The 16,799-nt window shown below is 67.4% G+C and carries 17 protein-coding genes; 12 read left to right on the top strand and 5 right to left on the bottom strand.

What is annotated here, in order from left to right:
* Nucleotides 1-96 precede the first annotated feature (96 nt).
* On the bottom strand, nt 97-669 hold the full coding sequence (locus AC5P5R_RS13005) for an OmpO family porin (protein WP_005407747.1): 573 nt from the start codon (nt 667-669) through the stop codon (nt 97-99).
* 210 nt (nt 670-879) lie between these two features.
* On the opposite strand from AC5P5R_RS13005, the gene AC5P5R_RS13000 reads away from it, so the two are divergent.
* Nucleotides 880-3,282 carry a S9 family peptidase gene (locus tag AC5P5R_RS13000; RefSeq protein WP_100438282.1) on the top strand — a complete coding sequence of 801 codons (2,403 nt, stop codon included), beginning with the start codon at nt 880-882 and terminating at the stop codon, nt 3,280-3,282.
* Nucleotides 3,283-3,373: 91 nt separating this feature from the next.
* Entirely contained in the window at nt 3,374-3,733 is a 360-nt protein-coding gene (locus tag AC5P5R_RS12995) for a DUF1428 domain-containing protein (protein ID WP_005407745.1), read from the top strand.
* Nucleotides 3,734-3,748: 15 nt separating this feature from the next.
* Here AC5P5R_RS12995 and AC5P5R_RS12990 read toward each other — a convergent pair whose 3' ends face one another.
* On the bottom strand, nt 3,749-4,432 hold the full coding sequence (locus tag AC5P5R_RS12990) for a hypothetical protein (RefSeq protein WP_043035179.1): 684 nt from the start codon (nt 4,430-4,432) through the stop codon (nt 3,749-3,751).
* Nucleotides 4,433-4,539: 107 nt separating this feature from the next.
* Nucleotides 4,540-5,400, bottom strand: coding sequence for a hypothetical protein (locus AC5P5R_RS12985; protein ID WP_043035180.1), 861 nt, complete (start codon nt 5,398-5,400; stop codon nt 4,540-4,542).
* 491 nt (nt 5,401-5,891) lie between these two features.
* Between AC5P5R_RS12985 and AC5P5R_RS12980 the strand changes: the two genes are divergently transcribed.
* The 10 genes from AC5P5R_RS12980 (at nt 5,892) to AC5P5R_RS12935 (ending at nt 14,403) form a co-directional block, all read left to right on the top strand.
* On the top strand, nt 5,892-7,325 hold the full coding sequence (locus AC5P5R_RS12980; protein ID WP_012478904.1) for a Do family serine endopeptidase: 1,434 nt from the start codon (nt 5,892-5,894) through the stop codon (nt 7,323-7,325).
* A gap of 101 nt (nt 7,326-7,426) precedes the next feature.
* Nucleotides 7,427-7,792 (top strand): hypothetical protein, encoded by a 366-nt coding sequence (locus AC5P5R_RS12975; RefSeq protein ID WP_004153835.1) that lies wholly within the window; start codon nt 7,427-7,429, stop codon nt 7,790-7,792.
* 8 nt (nt 7,793-7,800) lie between these two features.
* The gene (locus tag AC5P5R_RS12970) at nt 7,801-8,271 is read left to right on the top strand and encodes a phage holin family protein (RefSeq protein ID WP_005407741.1); all 471 of its coding nucleotides are present in this window, start codon (nt 7,801-7,803) and stop codon (nt 8,269-8,271) included.
* Nucleotides 8,268-8,729: a hypothetical protein gene (locus AC5P5R_RS12965; RefSeq protein WP_043035182.1), complete on the top strand. Its 462-nt coding sequence runs from the start codon at nt 8,268-8,270 to the stop codon at nt 8,727-8,729. Before AC5P5R_RS12970 ends, AC5P5R_RS12965 begins: the two co-directional genes overlap by 4 nt.
* Before the next feature lie 67 nt (nt 8,730-8,796).
* Nucleotides 8,797-9,906 carry an AI-2E family transporter gene (locus AC5P5R_RS12960; protein ID WP_043035183.1) on the top strand — a complete coding sequence of 370 codons (1,110 nt, stop codon included), beginning with the start codon at nt 8,797-8,799 and terminating at the stop codon, nt 9,904-9,906.
* Between the two features lie 241 nt (nt 9,907-10,147).
* Nucleotides 10,148-10,465, top strand: a complete 318-nt coding sequence (locus tag AC5P5R_RS12955; protein ID WP_223846454.1) for a hypothetical protein — start codon at nt 10,148-10,150, stop codon at nt 10,463-10,465.
* 74 nt (nt 10,466-10,539) lie between these two features.
* Nucleotides 10,540-11,259 carry an HAD family hydrolase gene (locus AC5P5R_RS12950; protein WP_100438281.1) on the top strand — a complete coding sequence of 240 codons (720 nt, stop codon included), beginning with the start codon at nt 10,540-10,542 and terminating at the stop codon, nt 11,257-11,259.
* A gap of 3 nt (nt 11,260-11,262) precedes the next feature.
* Nucleotides 11,263-12,630, top strand: coding sequence for a leucyl aminopeptidase family protein (locus AC5P5R_RS12945; RefSeq protein ID WP_005411979.1), 1,368 nt, complete (start codon nt 11,263-11,265; stop codon nt 12,628-12,630).
* Between the two features lie 136 nt (nt 12,631-12,766).
* Nucleotides 12,767-13,870, top strand: coding sequence for a catalase family peroxidase (locus AC5P5R_RS12940; RefSeq protein ID WP_100438280.1), 1,104 nt, complete (start codon nt 12,767-12,769; stop codon nt 13,868-13,870).
* Complete coding sequence (locus AC5P5R_RS12935) at nt 13,867-14,403, top strand: cytochrome b (protein WP_111150776.1); 537 nt, start codon at nt 13,867-13,869, stop codon at nt 14,401-14,403. The genes AC5P5R_RS12940 and AC5P5R_RS12935 overlap by 4 nt, the downstream gene beginning before the upstream one ends.
* A gap of 576 nt (nt 14,404-14,979) precedes the next feature.
* On the opposite strand, the gene AC5P5R_RS12930 is transcribed toward AC5P5R_RS12935, so the two are convergent.
* Nucleotides 14,980-15,582, bottom strand: coding sequence for a response regulator transcription factor (locus AC5P5R_RS12930; protein ID WP_005407733.1), 603 nt, complete (start codon nt 15,580-15,582; stop codon nt 14,980-14,982).
* Nucleotides 15,579-16,793, bottom strand: a complete 1,215-nt coding sequence (locus AC5P5R_RS12925; protein ID WP_024956147.1) for a sensor histidine kinase — start codon at nt 16,791-16,793, stop codon at nt 15,579-15,581. The genes AC5P5R_RS12930 and AC5P5R_RS12925 overlap by 4 nt, the downstream gene beginning before the upstream one ends.
* Between the last annotated feature and the right edge of the window lie 6 nt (nt 16,794-16,799).

Here is a 16,799-nt window from a genome sequence, read left to right as displayed (position 1 = left end):
GGTCAGGTAGCGTTTGCCCAGCCCGAAACGCAACAGGCCCGGCATGGGCCGGGCCTGTCGAGGCATCTTCAGCGCGCAGGCGCGCCGAGGAAGCAATTACCAGCTGAAGCGCGGGCCGACGGTGTATTCCTTGTCGCCGTGGCGGTTCATCTTCAGCTCGCCGTTCAGGCCCCAGTTCTGGTTCAGCTTGACCTGACCACCCAGGCGGCCGTACCACTGGCCGTCGATGTCGACGCCGTGCTTCTTGGCGTAGTCTTCGTAGCCGACCATGCCGTAGACCTCGGCGTGGGCACCGAAGGCGGTGCGGATACCGGCTTCAGCGCTGTAGCCGTTGAAGTCCAGGCCGTGCTTGCGATCGAACTTCTGGTAGGCAACGCGGGCAACGAAGTCGGTCGACGGAGCGATTTCGACGTTGTAGCCGGCACCGACCTTCCACTGGTCAACCTTGATGTTGGTGTGGTCGACTTCCTGACGGCTGTATTCACCGAACGCGTGGAAGTTCGGCAGGAAGCCGTAGGAACCCTTGACGCCCCAGCCGTCAGCCTTGATGCCATCGACGTCGGTCTTGGCGTAGTCGGCTTCAGCGTAGTTGTACGACAGGTTCTCAGCAGCCGAAGCGGTGAACGGCAGGGCAGCGGCCAGGGCCAGAGCAATCAGCGAATTCTTCATGGGGGTACACCTTTACTTTCTTATGGTGTGCAGCAGCGCCAGGGCGCCATCGCATCGGGAATGTAAATTCTCCGTTATTCGCCACAACGCTCCCTGAAAACAGTGGTCTTCGCATTGCTGAATTTTTGGGCTTGATTCAGGCTCCGTCTGGCATACGCGCGCGGCGCGCGTGCATCTGTAATCCTTCGACGATTGCAACAGGAGGTTGCCTTGCTCGTTTCCGATCCGCTGCGGACGTGTGTCCGCGCCGCTGTCTTTGCATGCGTTGCCCTCTTGTCGCCACACACCGCACACGCGCTGCAGGCGGCCGACTACCAGCGCGCCGAACGCGTGCATGACAGTCATCTGCGCGGCGCGCTGCGCAATGCTTCGGTCCTGCCCCACTGGCTGGCCGATGGACGATTCTGGTATGAGCGCGAAGACACTCAGGGCCGGCGCCAGGCGGTACTGGTCGATCCCGTCCAGGCGACACGCCAGACCCTGTTCGAACCCACTGTGCTGGACGCTGCGGTTGCACCGCTCGGTGCCAGCGGGCCACGCCTGCGCCTGGCCAGCGTGCAGCAGGCGGACGATGGCCTGCGCCTGCGGTTCAGCGGAGAAGTGCCCGTCGATTGCCAATGGCCGCGCTGGCAATGCACACGTTCACCGGATGCGCGGCCGCCGGCCGATGCACTGCCTTCGCCCGAAGGCGATGCGTGGCTGCAGGTGCGCGACAACAACCTGTGGCTGCAGTCGCCTGGCACGGTGCCACGGGCACTGACCCATGGCGGAGAAGCCGGTAATGGCTATGGCGTGCTGCCGGACTTCGCCCTGCGCGGTATTCCACGCCGTCAGGGCCGGATGCCGGTGCGCCCGTTCGCGGTTGGCTGGTCTGCGGACGGGCGCTACGTGGCCGGTATCCGCTACGACGAACGCGCGCTGCAGGACTACCCCTATCTGGAAAGCAGCCCGACCCACAGCGCGCGGCCGCGCGTGCATACCGTGAAGCTGGGGGTGCTGGGCGATGCACAGCAGGTGCGCGACACCCTGTTTGTGATGGATACCCGCAGCGGCAGGCAGCATGACATCGCGCTGCCCGAGGGCTGGAACACGCTCAGTGAGGCCGGCATCCTGGGTTGGGACGGCGATCGGTTGTATGCCGTGATCGCGCACTTCGGCACACCGCGCAGGCTGCGCCTGGTGGAGATCGATGCCAACAGCGGTGCACTGCGCACGGTTCTGGAAGAAGCCAGCGACACTCGCCTGCAGCTCAACGTGTATTCCTACAACCGGCCAGCGGTGGCCATCCTGCCCGGGCAGGACACCGCCGTGTGGTTCTCGCAGCGCGATGGCTGGGGTCACCTGTACCGGGTGCGCCTGTCCGATGGCAAAGTGCTGCGCCAGCTCACCCGCGGCCACTGGGCGGTGCGCGACCTGCTGGGTGTGGACGCTGTCGGTGGCTGGGCGTACTTCAGCGCCGGTGGCGTCGACGCGGGCGATCCTTACGTGCGCGGCCTGTACCGGGTATCGCTGCAGGGAGGGCCGGTCCAGCGCCTGGCCGCCGATGGCTACGACCACATGGCCGATGCCGGTACCGGCGCGCTGTTCGGCGGGCGCCCCCCCCAGGCGCTGTCGCCCAGTGGTGGCTATCTGGTGGATACCGTTTCCCGTCTCGACCAGCCACCACGCACCGTGCTGCGGGCCAGCGATGACGGTCGCGAGCTGCTGGTGCTGGAAGCGGCGGACAACCGGGCAGTGCTTGCTGCGGGGTGGCGCCCACCGCAGCGCGAACGTCTGCTGGCCGCCGACGGGCGCACGCCGATCTTCGCCACCGTCTACCTGCCCCGCGACTATCGCGATGACGGCAGCTTCCCGGTGATCGATGCGATGTACGGCGGCGCCTTCATCAGCAATGCCCCGGTGACCTACGCCGAGGCAGTGTCCGCGCTGAATCCGGTGTCACGGGCCAGCCTGGCCGAGCTTGGCTTCGTGGTGGTCAGCATCGATGCGCGCGGCACCGGCGGCCGCGACAAGGCCTTCCATGACAGCAGCTTCCTGCACGGCGCCGATGTGCAGCTGGATGACCATGTGGCCGCGCTGCGCCAGCTGGGCGAACGCTACCCGGGCATCGACCTGCAGCGGGTCGGCATCTACGGGCATTCGTTCGGCGGTTACAGCGCGGCGCGGGCATTGCTGCGCTACCCGGCGTTCTACAAGGTGGGCGTGGCCTCGGCCGGCAGTCACAATTTCCAGGGCATGTACGGCGGCGCCCTGCACGGCATGGACCGGCTGTTCGGTGGCGTGCTGCCAGCCACGGCCATGACCGATGGCGTGCCGGCGCCCTTTGCCGGGCTCGACAACGCAGCGCTGGCCGGCAACCTGCGCGGGCATCTGATGCTGGTCTATGGCGAGCTGGACGAAAACGCACCGCCGGCGCTGACCCTGCAGCTGGCCGCCGCCCTGAACAAGGCCCAGCGCAGCTACGACCTGCTGTACCTGGCCCGGCAGGACCACGAGCTGTTCCGCAACGACGCCACCTACACGCACCGCATGTGGGACTACTTCGTGCGCCACCTGGCCGGCCAGCAGCCACCGGATACGGTGCTGGCACCGCTGCCCGGTGGCCCGGGCTGAACGGGCGCCCAGAGGATATCGATCCCCGACGCTCTGGTTCGTCGTGTACTTGAAGGCCGTGCATGCGGCACGGTCCATCCGGAGGCAGGCAATGAGCTACATCGATGGTTTCGTCCTGGCGGTGCCCACCGCCAACAAAGAGAAGTTCCTCGCCCATGCACGCACAGGGGATCCCGTTTTCATCGAGTACGGCGCGCTGCGCGTGGTCGAGTGCTGGGGTGACGACGTACCGCACGGCAAGACCACCGACTTTTTCGGCGCGGTGAAAGCCACGCCGGACGAGACGGTGGTGTTTTCCTGGATCGAATGGCCGGACAAGCCGACCCGCGACGCCGGCATGAAGAAGATGATGGAAGACCCAAGGTTTGATCCGGCGACGAATCCGATGCCGTTCGACGGCGCGCGGATGATCTACGGTGGCTTCGTGCCGATCTACGAACTGACCCGCTGAACCGGGCGGACGTGCTCAGCGCGCGTCCGTTTCATCGCTGGCGGAGGCATGGCCGGCGCCCAGTGCGGCGCCGGCGCCGAGGCCCACACCGCCCATGCCGGCCCCCATTCCGCCACCGCCGCCTCCGCCCGCACGACCGCCCTTGGCATCGCCGTCGTTGCGGCCCTTGCCACTGGCACTGCCCGGCCGGGTCGGCCCCTGCGGCGGTATCTGCAGGTCGGCCGGAATCGGCGCCAGGTCCAGCGCTTCGCGCACGAAGTCGCGCAGCGAGACCACCAGTTCGTGGGTATGCACCGGTCGCCCCTGTGCAAGATCGTTGGCAGCGCGCGCAGCCAACCGCACCTGTTCGTCGGTGCCCAGCAGCAGGATGTCCGACAGCGCCGCTTCAACGGCATCGCGGATGCGGCGCGCGCGATCCGAGCGGGGTTCGGCGATGCCTTCGGCATCTTCGCGCTGGCGCAGGTCGCGGCGATGGCTGGGATCCACGCCCAGTTCGCCGGTGAACGAACCGCCCAGGGTCTTGTAGGCCGCCATCAGCGTGCGCAGCCGTTCGTTGATCTGCCGGTTCTCGCGCTCGCGGCGCTGTTGCAGGGTCTGCATCACCAGCAGGCGGATGCCCACGCCCAGCAGGGTGATCAGGACCAGGCCAGCCAAGGTGGACAGCACGCCCTGCCAGGAACTGAAGTCGATACCGCGCATGCCCGGGGCTCCAGCGGAAAGAACCTGCATCTTGCCCCGGACAGTGTCCCGGAAACGCGAAAGGCCCCACCACCCGGTGGGTGGCAGGGCCTTTGGTCACGGCGCGATTACTTGCGCTTGGCGGCCTTGCGCACGGCCTTCTTGGCCGGAGCCTTCTTGGCGGCGACCTTCTTCAGCGGGGCAGCCTTCTTGGCAACCGTCTTGCGGGTAGCGGCAACCTTCTTGCCAACTGCCTTCTTGGCAACGGCGGTCTTCTTGCCGACAACCTTCCTGGCAGCAGCGGTCTTCTTGCCGACGGCCTTCTTGGCCACAGCAGCCTTCTTGCCGACAACCTTCTTGGCGGCGGCGGTCTTCTTGGTGGCGACCTTCCTGGTGGCGGCAACCTTCTTGCCGACAACCTTCTTCGCAGCCACGGCCTTCTTGCCAGCGACCTTCTTGGCGGCGACGGTCTTCTTGGCCACAGCCTTCTTGGCGGTGGCGACCTTCTTGCCGACCACCTTCTTGGCGACGGCGGCCTTCTTGGTGGCAGCCTTCTTCACGGTGGCGACCTTCTTGCCGGCAGCCTTGGTGGCGGCCTTGGTGGTCTTCTTGGCAGCGGCGGCCTTCTTGGTCACAGCCTTGCCTGCAGCGGCCTTCTTCTTGGCCACTTCCTTCTTCAGGGCAGCGGCTTCGGCCTTGGCGTTCTTCTTGGCCGCTTCCAGCTTCTTCTTGGCGTTGGCAACAGTCTTGCCGACCGACTTGGCAGCCTTTTCGGCCTTCTTGGCAACGGTCTTCTCGACCTTGGCCACGGCCTTCTTGGCCTTGGCAACGCGGGTACCGGCAGCCTTGGTGGCGCGCTTGACGGTCTTCTTGACCGACTTCACTGCGTCTTCGGCAGCGTGGGCGATGGTCTCGCCAACGTTGGTGGCGGTTTCTTTGACGTTCTCGACAGCGTCGGTCACGACCGACACACCATTACCGTTGCTCATGTTGCCCTCCTGGGGGCCTTAAGTATCAAAACGGGGCGATGCTATACCGACATTGACGATCGTGGAACGGGGCATGCGCCACCAATCGCATCTGCTGCGACGGCGATGGTGTAGTCGACCATCCCTGCAGGCACACCGTGTTTACAGGAAACCCCTTTTTTTCAGTGCTGCGCCGCATGATCCGCGTCGTGACAGGCATTGGTTGTGTGCACCCGCCCGGATGCCGCGGAAGGCATGCAATATGGCGCGTCGCGGCACCGGGATGCGCAGAACTGCGCAAGTATCGTCCTGTATCCGCGCGACCTGCGGCTGACGTCCGCACACTGCCGGGCGCCGCCTCCGCTGTCGTCACCGGCCCAGCGCTGGTCGTCGCGATCCGCGCTCCCGGCGCGCGGTTTTCATGGCGCATTTATCCAGATCGCGACACACTCATTCAGCTTGTTTTACCGTAGAGCCGAACCGCCCCCATTCCCGCCAGCGAACCGACTCCCATGCGACCGCTACCTACCCTGCTCACGCTCGCAATCGCCGCCGCCTTCGGTGGCTTCGTTGCCACCGGCATCAACGCCCACCTGGACAACCGTGCCGATGCCGCTCCGCTTCCAGCGGTGGTGCCGACCATGGCGGCACTGCCAGCCGCAGTGGCCGGGCAGCAGGTTCCGTCACTGGCACCGATGCTGGAGAAGGCGATGCCGGCCGTGGTCAGCGTCAACACCAAGCAGGTGGTGCGCGTACGCAATCCCTTCTTCAACGACCCGTTCTTCCGCCGCCTGTTCCCGGACATCCCGCAGGAACGCATCAACGAATCGCTGGGCTCGGGCGTGATCATCGACGCCAGGGAGGGCCTGGTGCTGACCAACCACCATGTCATCGACAACGCCGATGACGTACAGGTGACACTGGCCGACGGGCGCACGGTCAAGGCCGAATTCCTCGGCTCGGACCGCGATACCGACATCGCGCTGATCCGTATTCCGGCGCAGAACCTGACCGACATCAAGCTCGGCAACAGCGACCAGCTGCGGGTGGGCGACTTCGTGGTGGCCATCGGCAATCCGTTCGGCTTCAGCCAGACGGTCACTTCGGGCATCGTCTCGGCGGTGGGCCGCAGCGGCATCCGCGGGCTGGGCTACCAGAACTTCATCCAGACCGACGCGTCGATCAACCCGGGCAACTCGGGTGGCGCGCTGGTCGACCTGCAGGGCCAGCTGGTCGGCATCAACACTGCCAGCTTCAACCCGCAGGGCAGCATGGCCGGCAACATCGGCCTGGGCCTGGCGATTCCCTCGAACCTGGCGCGCAGCGTGGTCGACCAGCTGGTCAAGCACGGCGTGGTGGTGCGCGGCACGCTGGGCGTGGAAAGCCAGAACCTGACCGCGCAGATCGCGCAGGGCCTGGGCCTGGGCGAAACCCGCGGTGCGCTGATCACCCGCGTGCTGGCCGGTTCGGCGGCCGCCGCCGCCGGCCTGAAGCCGGGCGACGTGGTGGTGTCGGCCAATGGCCAGCGCGTGGACAGCGCCGAAGCCCTGCACAACGTGGAAGGCCTGGCGGCGGTCGGCAGCCCGATGACGCTGGACGTACGCCGCGAAGGCAAGCCGCTGCAGATCAAGGCGACGCTGAAGGAACAGGCACGCGCGGTCACCGGCGACAGCCTGGACCCGCGCCTGGGCGGGGCCACCTTCGTCGACCTGCCCGAGTCGCTGCGCCAGTCGGGCGCCAGCGGCGTGCTGGTCAGCGAGGTCAAGCGCGGCAGCCGCGCCGCCAGCAACGGCCTGCAGCAGGGCGACATCATCACCGATGCCACCGTCGGTGAATTCGCCGACCTGGCCAGCTGGCGCGCCAACTTCCAGCAGCGCCCGCCGACGCTGGTGCTGCGCGTGCTGCGCAACAATGGCCAGCAGCAGGGCCAGCTCGTGATGCGCTGATCGCCCTGCCGTAACACCCCCTATACCCCGGCAATGTTATTGCTGTCAGTCCAGGTCGGCACCGCCGACTCCCGTTCCCCCATCGCAACAGGAGTGATTCGATGAGCCCCACCAATACCGAGAACCTGAAGGAACACCTGGGTGAAGCCGGTTCCCACCTGAAGCAGGCCGCTACGGCCGCCGGCGGTGCGATCAAGGGTGCAACCGGTGCAGCGACCGACGAGCTTCGCATCGGCAAGGCCAACGTCAAGGCTGAATTGTCCGACAGTGCACTGTCCGGCCTGGCCGCCGCCGAGTTCGGCGGTGCCGCCGCCAAGGAACAGGTCGATGCGCTGATGGACAAGGGCAAGGACCTGATCGACAGCGCCGCCGAACTGATCCGCGAACGTCCGCTGGCCTCGTTCGGCGTTGCCTTCGCAGCCGGCTGGATCATCGCCAAGCTGGCCCGCGGCAGCAGCGACAAGTAAGCCGCAGCGTGAGCGAAGACAACACGCAAGCGCCTGATCCGGCGGCCACCCCGCCGCTGGATGAGAGCATCCGCCAGGTCGGCGCGGCCGGTCGTGCCGCTGCCGATTCGGCCAAGCACACGCTGCGTTCACTGCGCCGGCTGGCCTCGGCCGACTTCGCGCTGGCGCGCAGCGCATTCGGTCGTGCGCTGGCCTGGGCCGGCGTGGCGATCGTGTTTGGTGCATCGGCGTGGCTGCTGATGGCCGCCACCCTCATCGCGCTGCTGCAGAGCTGGGGCCTGAGTTGGCTGCAGGCCCTGCTGATCACCTCGCTGCTGAGCCTGGCCGTCACCGGCTATGCGATCTGGCGGGTGTCCTACTTCTTCCACCACACCGGCATGCACGCCACCCGGCGTCAGCTGTCACGCCTGGGCCTGTTTGACGAACCCAGCGAAGACGACCCTGATGCCGGCGTGCAGCTGCCCGAGGGCAAGCCATGAAGTTCGGCGCGCTGCAGCGGCGGGTAAAGCGCTGCGAACAGCTGGTGACGGTGCGCCTGGGCGAGACCCAGGACCACTGGTCCACCCTCGGCCAGGTGTGGCGACAGGGCTGGTCGCCGTTGCGCATCGTGGTGGTCGGCCTGGCCGGTGGCTTCATCGCCGGCAAGCTGGAGGTACCGGGCAAGGTCAACGGTGCCCGCTGGCTGCAGATGGTCGGTTCGGTCTCGAACCTGTTCGCCAGTGCGCAGGCGGCGTTCGCCACGGCGATGGCGGCGCAGGCCGCGGCCACCGCCGACGATGCGGCCGAAGAAGCCGACGATGCCAGCGAGCAGGCACAGGCAGCGGCCTCCGCTGCCGGAGCACGGCCGGCACCGGCACCACGCTCCGTGCCGGAGCCAGAACCGGACCTGCGCGGACCGCGTCCGGCCGAAGCGGCCACCGAGCTGTCCGAACGTTGATCCATGGAATCCGCCGCGCCGATCGCGGCCGGCGGATAATGCGCTCCCCTTTCCGGTTGATGCGTCGATGAGCGAGTCCCTCCTGTCCCCGCCACCGGCCGGCCCCGACGAGCCAGAGGCCGCGCTGCCACCACCGTCGCGCCCGCGCGGGCCGATGTCGCTGGTGGTGCTGGCGACCCTGGCGGTGGGCTACACGCTGTGGGCCGCGCAGGACATCATCCTGCCGGTGCTGCTGGCGATGTTCTTCGCTCTGGTCGGCAACCCGATCCTGCGCCTGCTGCAGAAGCTGTGGATTCCGCGCGCGCTGGGCGCACTGTTGATCCTCGGCGCCGGCCTGGGCGTGACCGGTTCGCTCGCCGTGCAGCTGATCGGCCCGGCGATGGAATGGGCGCAGGAAGCCCCACAGCAGCTGCGCAAGGTCGCCCGCCAGGTGCAGGACCTGACCAAGCCGGTGCAGCAGGCCAACCAGGCGGCGGAAAACTTCGCCCGTGTGGCCGGTGGTGACAGCAACCACAAGGTGCAGGTGATCCGTACCCAGCTGGACGACCCGTACCGCATGCTGACCCGTGCACCGCGGCTGGCTGCCTCGGTGTTGGCCGTGGTGCTGCTGACGCTGTTCTTCATGATCTACGGGCAGAGCCTGCAGCGCGCGGCGATCGCCCTGTTCCCCAACCGCCAGCAGCAGCGCTTCACTACGGACATCCTGCGTTCGATCGAACGCGAGGTCTCGCGTTACGTGCTGACCATCAGCGTGATCAACACTCTGGTCGGCCTGGTGTTCGCCGGCGTGCTGATGCTGCTCGGTATCAGCCTGCAGGAAGCGCTGCTGTGGGGCACGGTGGCCGCGCTGCTGAATTTTGCGCCGTATGTGGGTCCGTTGATCGGCGTGGCGCTGATGCTGTTGATGGGCTTCGTCGAGTTCCGCGACCCGCTGCAGGCCCTGCTGCCAGCGGCGGCCTACCTGGGCCTGCACACACTGGAAGGGCAGATGGTGACCCCGATCGTGCTGGGCCGTCGGATGAAGCTGTCGCCGCTGGTGCTGATCCTGGCGCTGATGGTGTTCGGCTGGGCCTGGGGCATGATCGGGCTGCTGCTGGCGGTGCCGCTGCTGGTGTGCATCAAGCTGGTGCTGGCACGCCTGGACGGCATGCAGGGCTGGGCACGCCTGCTGGAGTGACGGCATCAACAACGGATGGACGCAGGTGGCGGAACCAGAAACAGGGACGAAGTGGCAGACTATGGCGCCCTACCCGGATGGATCCGCTCGGATGAACTCTCTCGCCACGCGTTGCCTTGCCTTGGCCTGCATTGCCGCTCCCGCGTTCGCCGCGACACCGCCGACTGCCGATCAGGCGCGCACCCAGCTTGCTGAGGCGGTTACCTGCAAGCGGCACCTCACGCCCATACAGTTCGACGCCATGGCCCGGATGCTGACACCGGCCCCGGCAAGGGTGCAGGACGGCGAATCCAGCGGCGAGTTCCGGCTGACCACGCCCTTGATGGTGCTGGGCCAGCCCGTGAACCGGCTGCAGTCCTATGACGGCGACAGCGGCGAGGATGGCATCGACAGTTTCACCGCGTACTTCAGCTCGGCCAGTGTGGAACAGGTCGCGGCACTGGCGAAGATGTCCGACCCGGTAGCAGGCACCTACACGAAGGAAGTTGGGCGGCACAACCTGGACGTGCAGCAGTTCGACGGCCAGACCACCATCGCCTGCTCGTACAACCTGCGCTGACCCGGCCCAGCCACAGTGCCCACCCGCCCGCCGCGTCGCATGAAAGCCCGCGCGGGCAGGGGTAGAATGGCGGGGTGAATTTCCCCGTCCAAGCCATCACCCTCGACCTTGACGACACGCTGTGGCCGTTCGCTCCGATCGGCGCCCGCATCGAACAGGTCCTGCACGCCTGGATGTGCGAACACAGCCCCGCTACCGCCGCGATGTATCCGGTGGAGGCGATGCGCGAACTGCGCGAGCGGCTGTACCACGCCCATCCGCACCTCCACCACGACCTGAGTGCGCTGCGCCGGCTGACCCTGCACGAAGCACTGCACACCAGCGGTGCCAGCCTCGATCTGCTGGAGCCTGCGTATGAAGTGTTCTACGCCGCGCGCAACCATGTGGAGTGCTATCCCGATGCGATCGACGCGCTGGCGCGCATTGCCGCACGGGTACCGGTGGCGGCGCTGAGCAACGGCAACGCCGACCTGGAGCGGATCGGCCTGGCCCATCATTTCGCCTTCCAGCTGGGTTCGCGCGAACACGGCGCGGCCAAGCCCGAAGCCAGCATCTTCCATGCCGCGTGCACCCGCCTGGGTGTGGCACCGGCACAGGTGCTGCACGTCGGCGATCATGCCGACATGGACGTGGCCGGGGCGATTGCCGCCGGCCTGCGCGGCTGCTGGATCAACCGCGACGCAGCCACCTGGACCCATCCGCAGCTGCAGCCGGACCTGCAGTTCGACACCCTTACCGGCCTGGCCGACTGGTTGGATGCCAACCTCGACGCCGCCGCACCCCGGAGTACCTGACGCATGAGCGAGATCACTGGTTTCACCGCCGACACCGCTGCGGCGCTGCCGTTGTACGTGCTGGACCGCGAGCAGTTCGCCGCCTGGAAGGACAGCCAGCCGGCTGCCACGCAGGCGTGGCTGGCATCGCAGGGCTTCAACGCCGGCGCCCACAGCGTGGCACTGCTGCCGGGCGCCGATGGCCTGGCCGGTGCCGTGATGGGCGTGGGTGATCGTGCCGATGCCTACAGCTATGCGCATGCGCCGCACGCGCTGCCGGAAGGCAGCGTCTGGCAGCTGGCCAATGAACTGCCGGCCGCCGAACTGGCGCTGCTGCAGCTGGGCTGGGGCCTGGGCAGCTACCGCTTTGACCGCTATCGCAAGCGCAACCGCGCACCGGCGCAGCTGGTGGCCTCGCCGACCGGCGAAGTGGCCGACCTGATCGCCGCCAGCCTGCGCGTGCGCGACTGGGTCAACACCCCGACCGAAGACATGGGCCCGCAGCAGCTGGAAGACGCCGCGCGCGCGCTCGCCGATGCACATGGTGCGCAGGTCGAGGCGATTACCGGCGACGAACTGCTGAAGCAGAATTTCCCGGCCATCCACGCCGTGGGCCGCGCTTCGCATCGTGCGCCGCGCCTGGTCGTGCTGCGCTGGGGCAGGGAAACCGACCCGGCACTGGTGCTGGTCGGCAAGGGCGTGTGCTTCGATACCGGCGGGCTGGACATCAAGCCGGCCGACGGCATGCGCAACATGAAGAAGGACATGGGCGGCGCCGCGCACGCACTGGCCCTGGCCGGCCTGGTGATGGCGCGCGGGCTGCCGGTGCGCCTGACCCTGCTGGTGCCGGCAGTGGAAAACGCGATCGGCCCCGATGCGTTCCGTCCGGGCGAGGTCATCGCCACCCGCAAGGGCCTGAGCGTGGAGATCGACAACACCGACGCCGAGGGCCGCGTGATCCTGTGCGACGCATTGACCTTCGCCGGTGAGCAGAAACCGGACCTGGTGCTGGACTTCGCCACCCTCACCGGTGCCGCGCGCATCGCCCTGGGCCCGGACCTGCCGGCGCTGTTCAGCAACGACGACACGGTGGCCCAGCAGTGGCTGCAGGCCGGTGACGCGACCCGCGACCCGGTCTGGCGCATGCCGCTGTGGCGCCCCTACCTGCGCTACCTGAGCAGCGGCATCGCCGACCTGGCCAACGCCGGTTCGCGCATGGCCGGCTCGGTTACCGCCGCGCTGTACCTGGAACGCTTCCTGGAAGACGGCCAGCGCTGGGCGCATCTGGACGTGTATGCCTGGAACGACGGCGAGCGCCCGGGCCGTCCGGCCGGTGGCGAAGCGCTGGCGCTGCGCTCGGCGTGGGCGATGCTGAAGCAGCGCTACAGCTGATCGGGTGGGTGCCGACCGTTGGTCGGCACCCCGTCCCCGGAAAATCTGACGAAAAATTGAATTTCGGCCCCGGCCGGGTTCTGCGAGGATTTGTGGGTCGACCACCCACACGCTCCGTGAAGGCAGGACTCCGGCCATGTCGCTCTTCCGCTACACCCGCGCTGGCCAGACGCCGGGCGCGCCACGCAAGCATTCACCCCTGCTCTGGATCGCACTGATCGCACTCATTCTGGGTGCGGTCGCGCTGGCCTTCGCCTGGCTGGCCGGCTGGATTGGCGGCCGCCTGACCGCGCAGCGCTTCACCGACACCATCGAAGCCACCGGCCCGGCACATCCCGGGTTCCGCCGGGCGCACAGCAAGGGCATCTGCGTGAGCGGCTGGTTCGAACCCAGTGCACAGGCCCCTACCCTGTCCAGTGCACGGGTGTTCTCGCAGCGCCGCGTGCCGGTGATGGGCCGCCTGTCGATCGGCGGTGGTGATCCCTACGGTGCCGACAACACCGCGCGCGTACGCAGCCTGGCGGTGCAGATGGTCAGCGATGATGGCCAGGAATGGCGCATGGCGATGAACAGCTTCCCGTTCTTCGCCGTGCCCGATGCCGAGGCGTTCTACGAGCAGACGCGCGCCTCCATTCCCGACCCGGCCACCGGCAAGCCCGACCCGCAGAAGATGGCCGCGGTGCTGGCGAAATACCCCAGCGCACAGGCGTTCCAGCAGTGGGCCAGGACGGCGCCGTGGACCAGCAGCTGGGCCGACACCACCTTCAACAGCGTCAACAGCTTCTGGTTCACCAACGCGCAGGGCCAGAAGCGTGCGGTGCGCTGGCGCTGGCAGCCGCAGGCGCCGGTGGTGGAGATGGATGCGGAAACGCGCAAGCAGGCCAGCGTCGATTTCCTCAGCCAGGAACTGCAACAGCGCATGGCCAGCGGCCCGGTGCGCTGGAACCTGGTCGTCACCACCGCCGAGCCCGGTGATGCCATTGATGATCCGTCGGTGCCGTGGCCCGAGTCGCGTGATCAGGTGGTGGCCGGCGTACTCAGCCTGGACCGCATGCAGTCGCAGGAAAAAGGCGCGTGCGGCCAGATCAACTTCGATCCGCTGATCCTGCCCAGTGGCGTGCGCGGCAGTGATGATCCGATCCTGGCCGCACGCTCTGCGGTGTACTCGCAGTCATTCAACCGCCGCGAGCGCGAGCGCGCCAGCGGCAACGTCGAGCAACCGAAGGAGGCCGCGCGATGAGCACCCATAACGGCCACTTCAACCTGCTGGCGCGGGTGCTGCACTGGACCATGGCGCTGATGATCATCGCCATGCTGTTCATCGGCGTGACCATGGTCGCCTCGCTGCACCTGCGGCCGATGCTGATCGACCTGCACCGACCACTGGGCATCGCGATCCTGCTGCTGGTGCTGCTGCGCCTGTACAACCGCCTGCGCCACCGCCCGCCGCCGCTGCCGGCGGATCTTCCGGTATGGCAGGTGATGGCGGCCAAGGCCTCGCACTGGATGCTGTATGCGCTGATGCTGGCGATGCCGTTGATCGGCTGGGCGATGCTGTCGGCCGGCGGTTACCCGATCGTGCTGTGGGGCGGCCTGCACCTGCCGCCGATCGTGCCGCACACCCCGGCGTTGTATGCCGCGCTGCGTAATGCGCACAGCTTGTTGGCGTATGTGTTGTTCGCCACGGTGCTGATGCACGTGGGTGCGGCGTTGTTCCACCTGTGGGTGCGGCGCGATGGCGTGTTCCAGGCGATGGCGCGCGGGAAGGATTGAGCGGATTCGCCGGGTGTTCCCGGCGGATTGTTTCCGCGACTGCGGAGGGGTGTCACTTTCTTTGCGCGCAAAGAAAGTAACCAAAGAAACGCTCCGCCGGCCGCGAGCCGGCGTGCTTCGCACGCCGGTGCCCTGCGCTCCTCGGTCCGTCGAGGGACGGCGCGGGAACTCGCTGCGCTCAGACACCCGCACCTCTTCGCCCTCGCCGGACCTCCGGTGCTCGGCTCGCTTGAAGGCGGACTGGAAGGTCAAGATCAAGAGCAACAGCATCCACGCATGGCGTGGATCTACTGGGTGCAGCTGTGGCTTTTGACGTTGGGTCCGCCTTCTAGCGAGCCGAGCATCGCAGGGGAATCAGGGGCGTAGAGGCGCCGGTGTTTGAGCGAAGCGAGTTCGGCGCCGTCCCCTGATTCCCCGAGAAGCGCAGGGAACCGTCGCGTAGCGACGGCTCGCGCTCTGGCGGCGTGTTTCTTTGGTTACTTTCTTTGCACGAGCAAAGAAAGTGACACCTCTCCGCAGGCGCGGTAACAATCCGCCGGGCAGCGCCCGGCGCTACCAGTGCGTCGGCGCACGCCCCTACAACCATCCCTTCTGCCGCGCCAGCCGGTACGCCTCGATCCGGTTGGCCACGCCCAGCTTGCCGATGCACTCGGACAGGTAATTGCGCACCGTGCCATGCGACAACCCCAGCTGCTCGGCAATCTCGCTGGCGGTACGGCCCTCGCCCGCCAGCCGCAGCACGCGGCGCTCGCGGTCGGTCAGCGGGTCGGCCTGCGACCACGCATCCAGCGCCAGCTGCGGGTCGATTGCGCGGATGCCCTGCTTCACCTTGCGCAGGGCATCGGCCAGGTTCTCGGCCGGTGCGTCCTTCAGCAGGTAGCCCAGCACGCCCGCTTCCAGCGCGCGGCGCAGGAAGCCGGCACGGGCGAAGGTGGTCACGATCACGACCTTGATCGGCAGCTCGTGGCGGGCGATGCGCTGGGCCAGTTCCAGCCCGGACAGGCCAGGCATTTCGATGTCAGTGACCAGGATGTCCGGCTGCAGCTGCTGCAGCATGCGCCACGCCGCCTCGCCGTCAGCAGCGCTGCCCAGCACCTCGATGTCCGGCTCCAGGCCCAGCAGCGCCGACAATGCACCGCGCACCATCGCCTGGTCTTCGGCCAGCAGGATGCGGATCATGCGGCACCATCCTGCGCCAGTGACGCTGGCGACAGCGGCGTGGTCGCGGCCACCAGTGGCACGCGCACGGTCACTACCGTGCCTTCGCCGCGCGGCGACTGCAGTGACAACTGGCCGCCCAGCGCCATCGCCCGTTCGCGCATGCCACACAATCCGTTGCCCTCGGCCTGTACGCCACCGCGGCCGTCATCGCGTATCTGCATCACCAACTGTCGTTCCTCAAGCATGAAATCCACCTGCACCCGGGTCGCCTGTGCGTGGCGCACGATGTTGGTCGCAGCCTCGCGCAGCACCAGCGCCAGCCCACGTTCCACGTCGACCGGCATCGGCGGCGGCGGTGTGTACTGCAGGTGTACCTGCTGGCATTCCAGCAGCAGCCGCGCCGAGGCCAGCTCGCCGGCCAGGTCGCTGGCGCGGATGCCGGTCACCGCACTGCGCACCTGGGCCAGCGCCTCGCGGGCGATCGCCTCGGCTTCGCCGATCTCCTGCCGCGCGCGCGCGTCATCACGGTCGTACAGCTTGCGCGCCAGCTCCAGCTTCAGCGTGATCAGCGACAGCGTGTGGCCCAGCAGGTCATGCAGATCGCGGCCGATGCGCTCGCGCTCGGCGGTAGTGGCCAGCCGCCGCACCTCGTCCTGGGACAGCTGCAGGGCAACGTCCCGTTGATGGCTCAAGGCCTCCACGTTCACCACCAGGCCGACGATGAACGACACGGCCGGCATCCACACCATGGCTTGCCACGGATAACCGACGTAGAGCGCAGCGCCGCAGAACAACAGGTTCAGGCCGGTGAGCTGCAACAGGTACACCCACCAGCCGCCACGGCTGCTCATGCGGATCATCACGCAACCGAACACGAAGTAGCTCAGTCCCGACGGATACCACGGCAGCAGCACCAGGGCCATCAGGATCATGCCCAGCGCATAGCGCCATGCGTGATGCCGTGGCGCCAGCATCACCTTCGCATAGAGCAGCAGGAACAGCGGATAGCTGGCCACGGTCAGCAGCAGCCAGCGCACCGTGAAGCCATTGCCGAGCACCGGGGTAAGGAAGATCCAGACCGACCACAGCAGGTGGATCGCACCGCTCCAGGGCGACTTGCCACGCCGCAGCAGGTCGGCCACCGCCGAGTCCGGCGCAGGGCGCAGCAGGGACGCAAGCCAGCTCGACGACACGGAAGAATCCAGGCGGGAATGATCGCTGCCGATCATGCCAGT

It is taken from the genome of Stenotrophomonas sp. YJH_SMC_19, assembly GCF_059367915.1.
The sequence above is the reverse complement of the archived record's forward strand: the minus strand, read 5'-3'. Positions and strand labels throughout refer to the sequence as shown.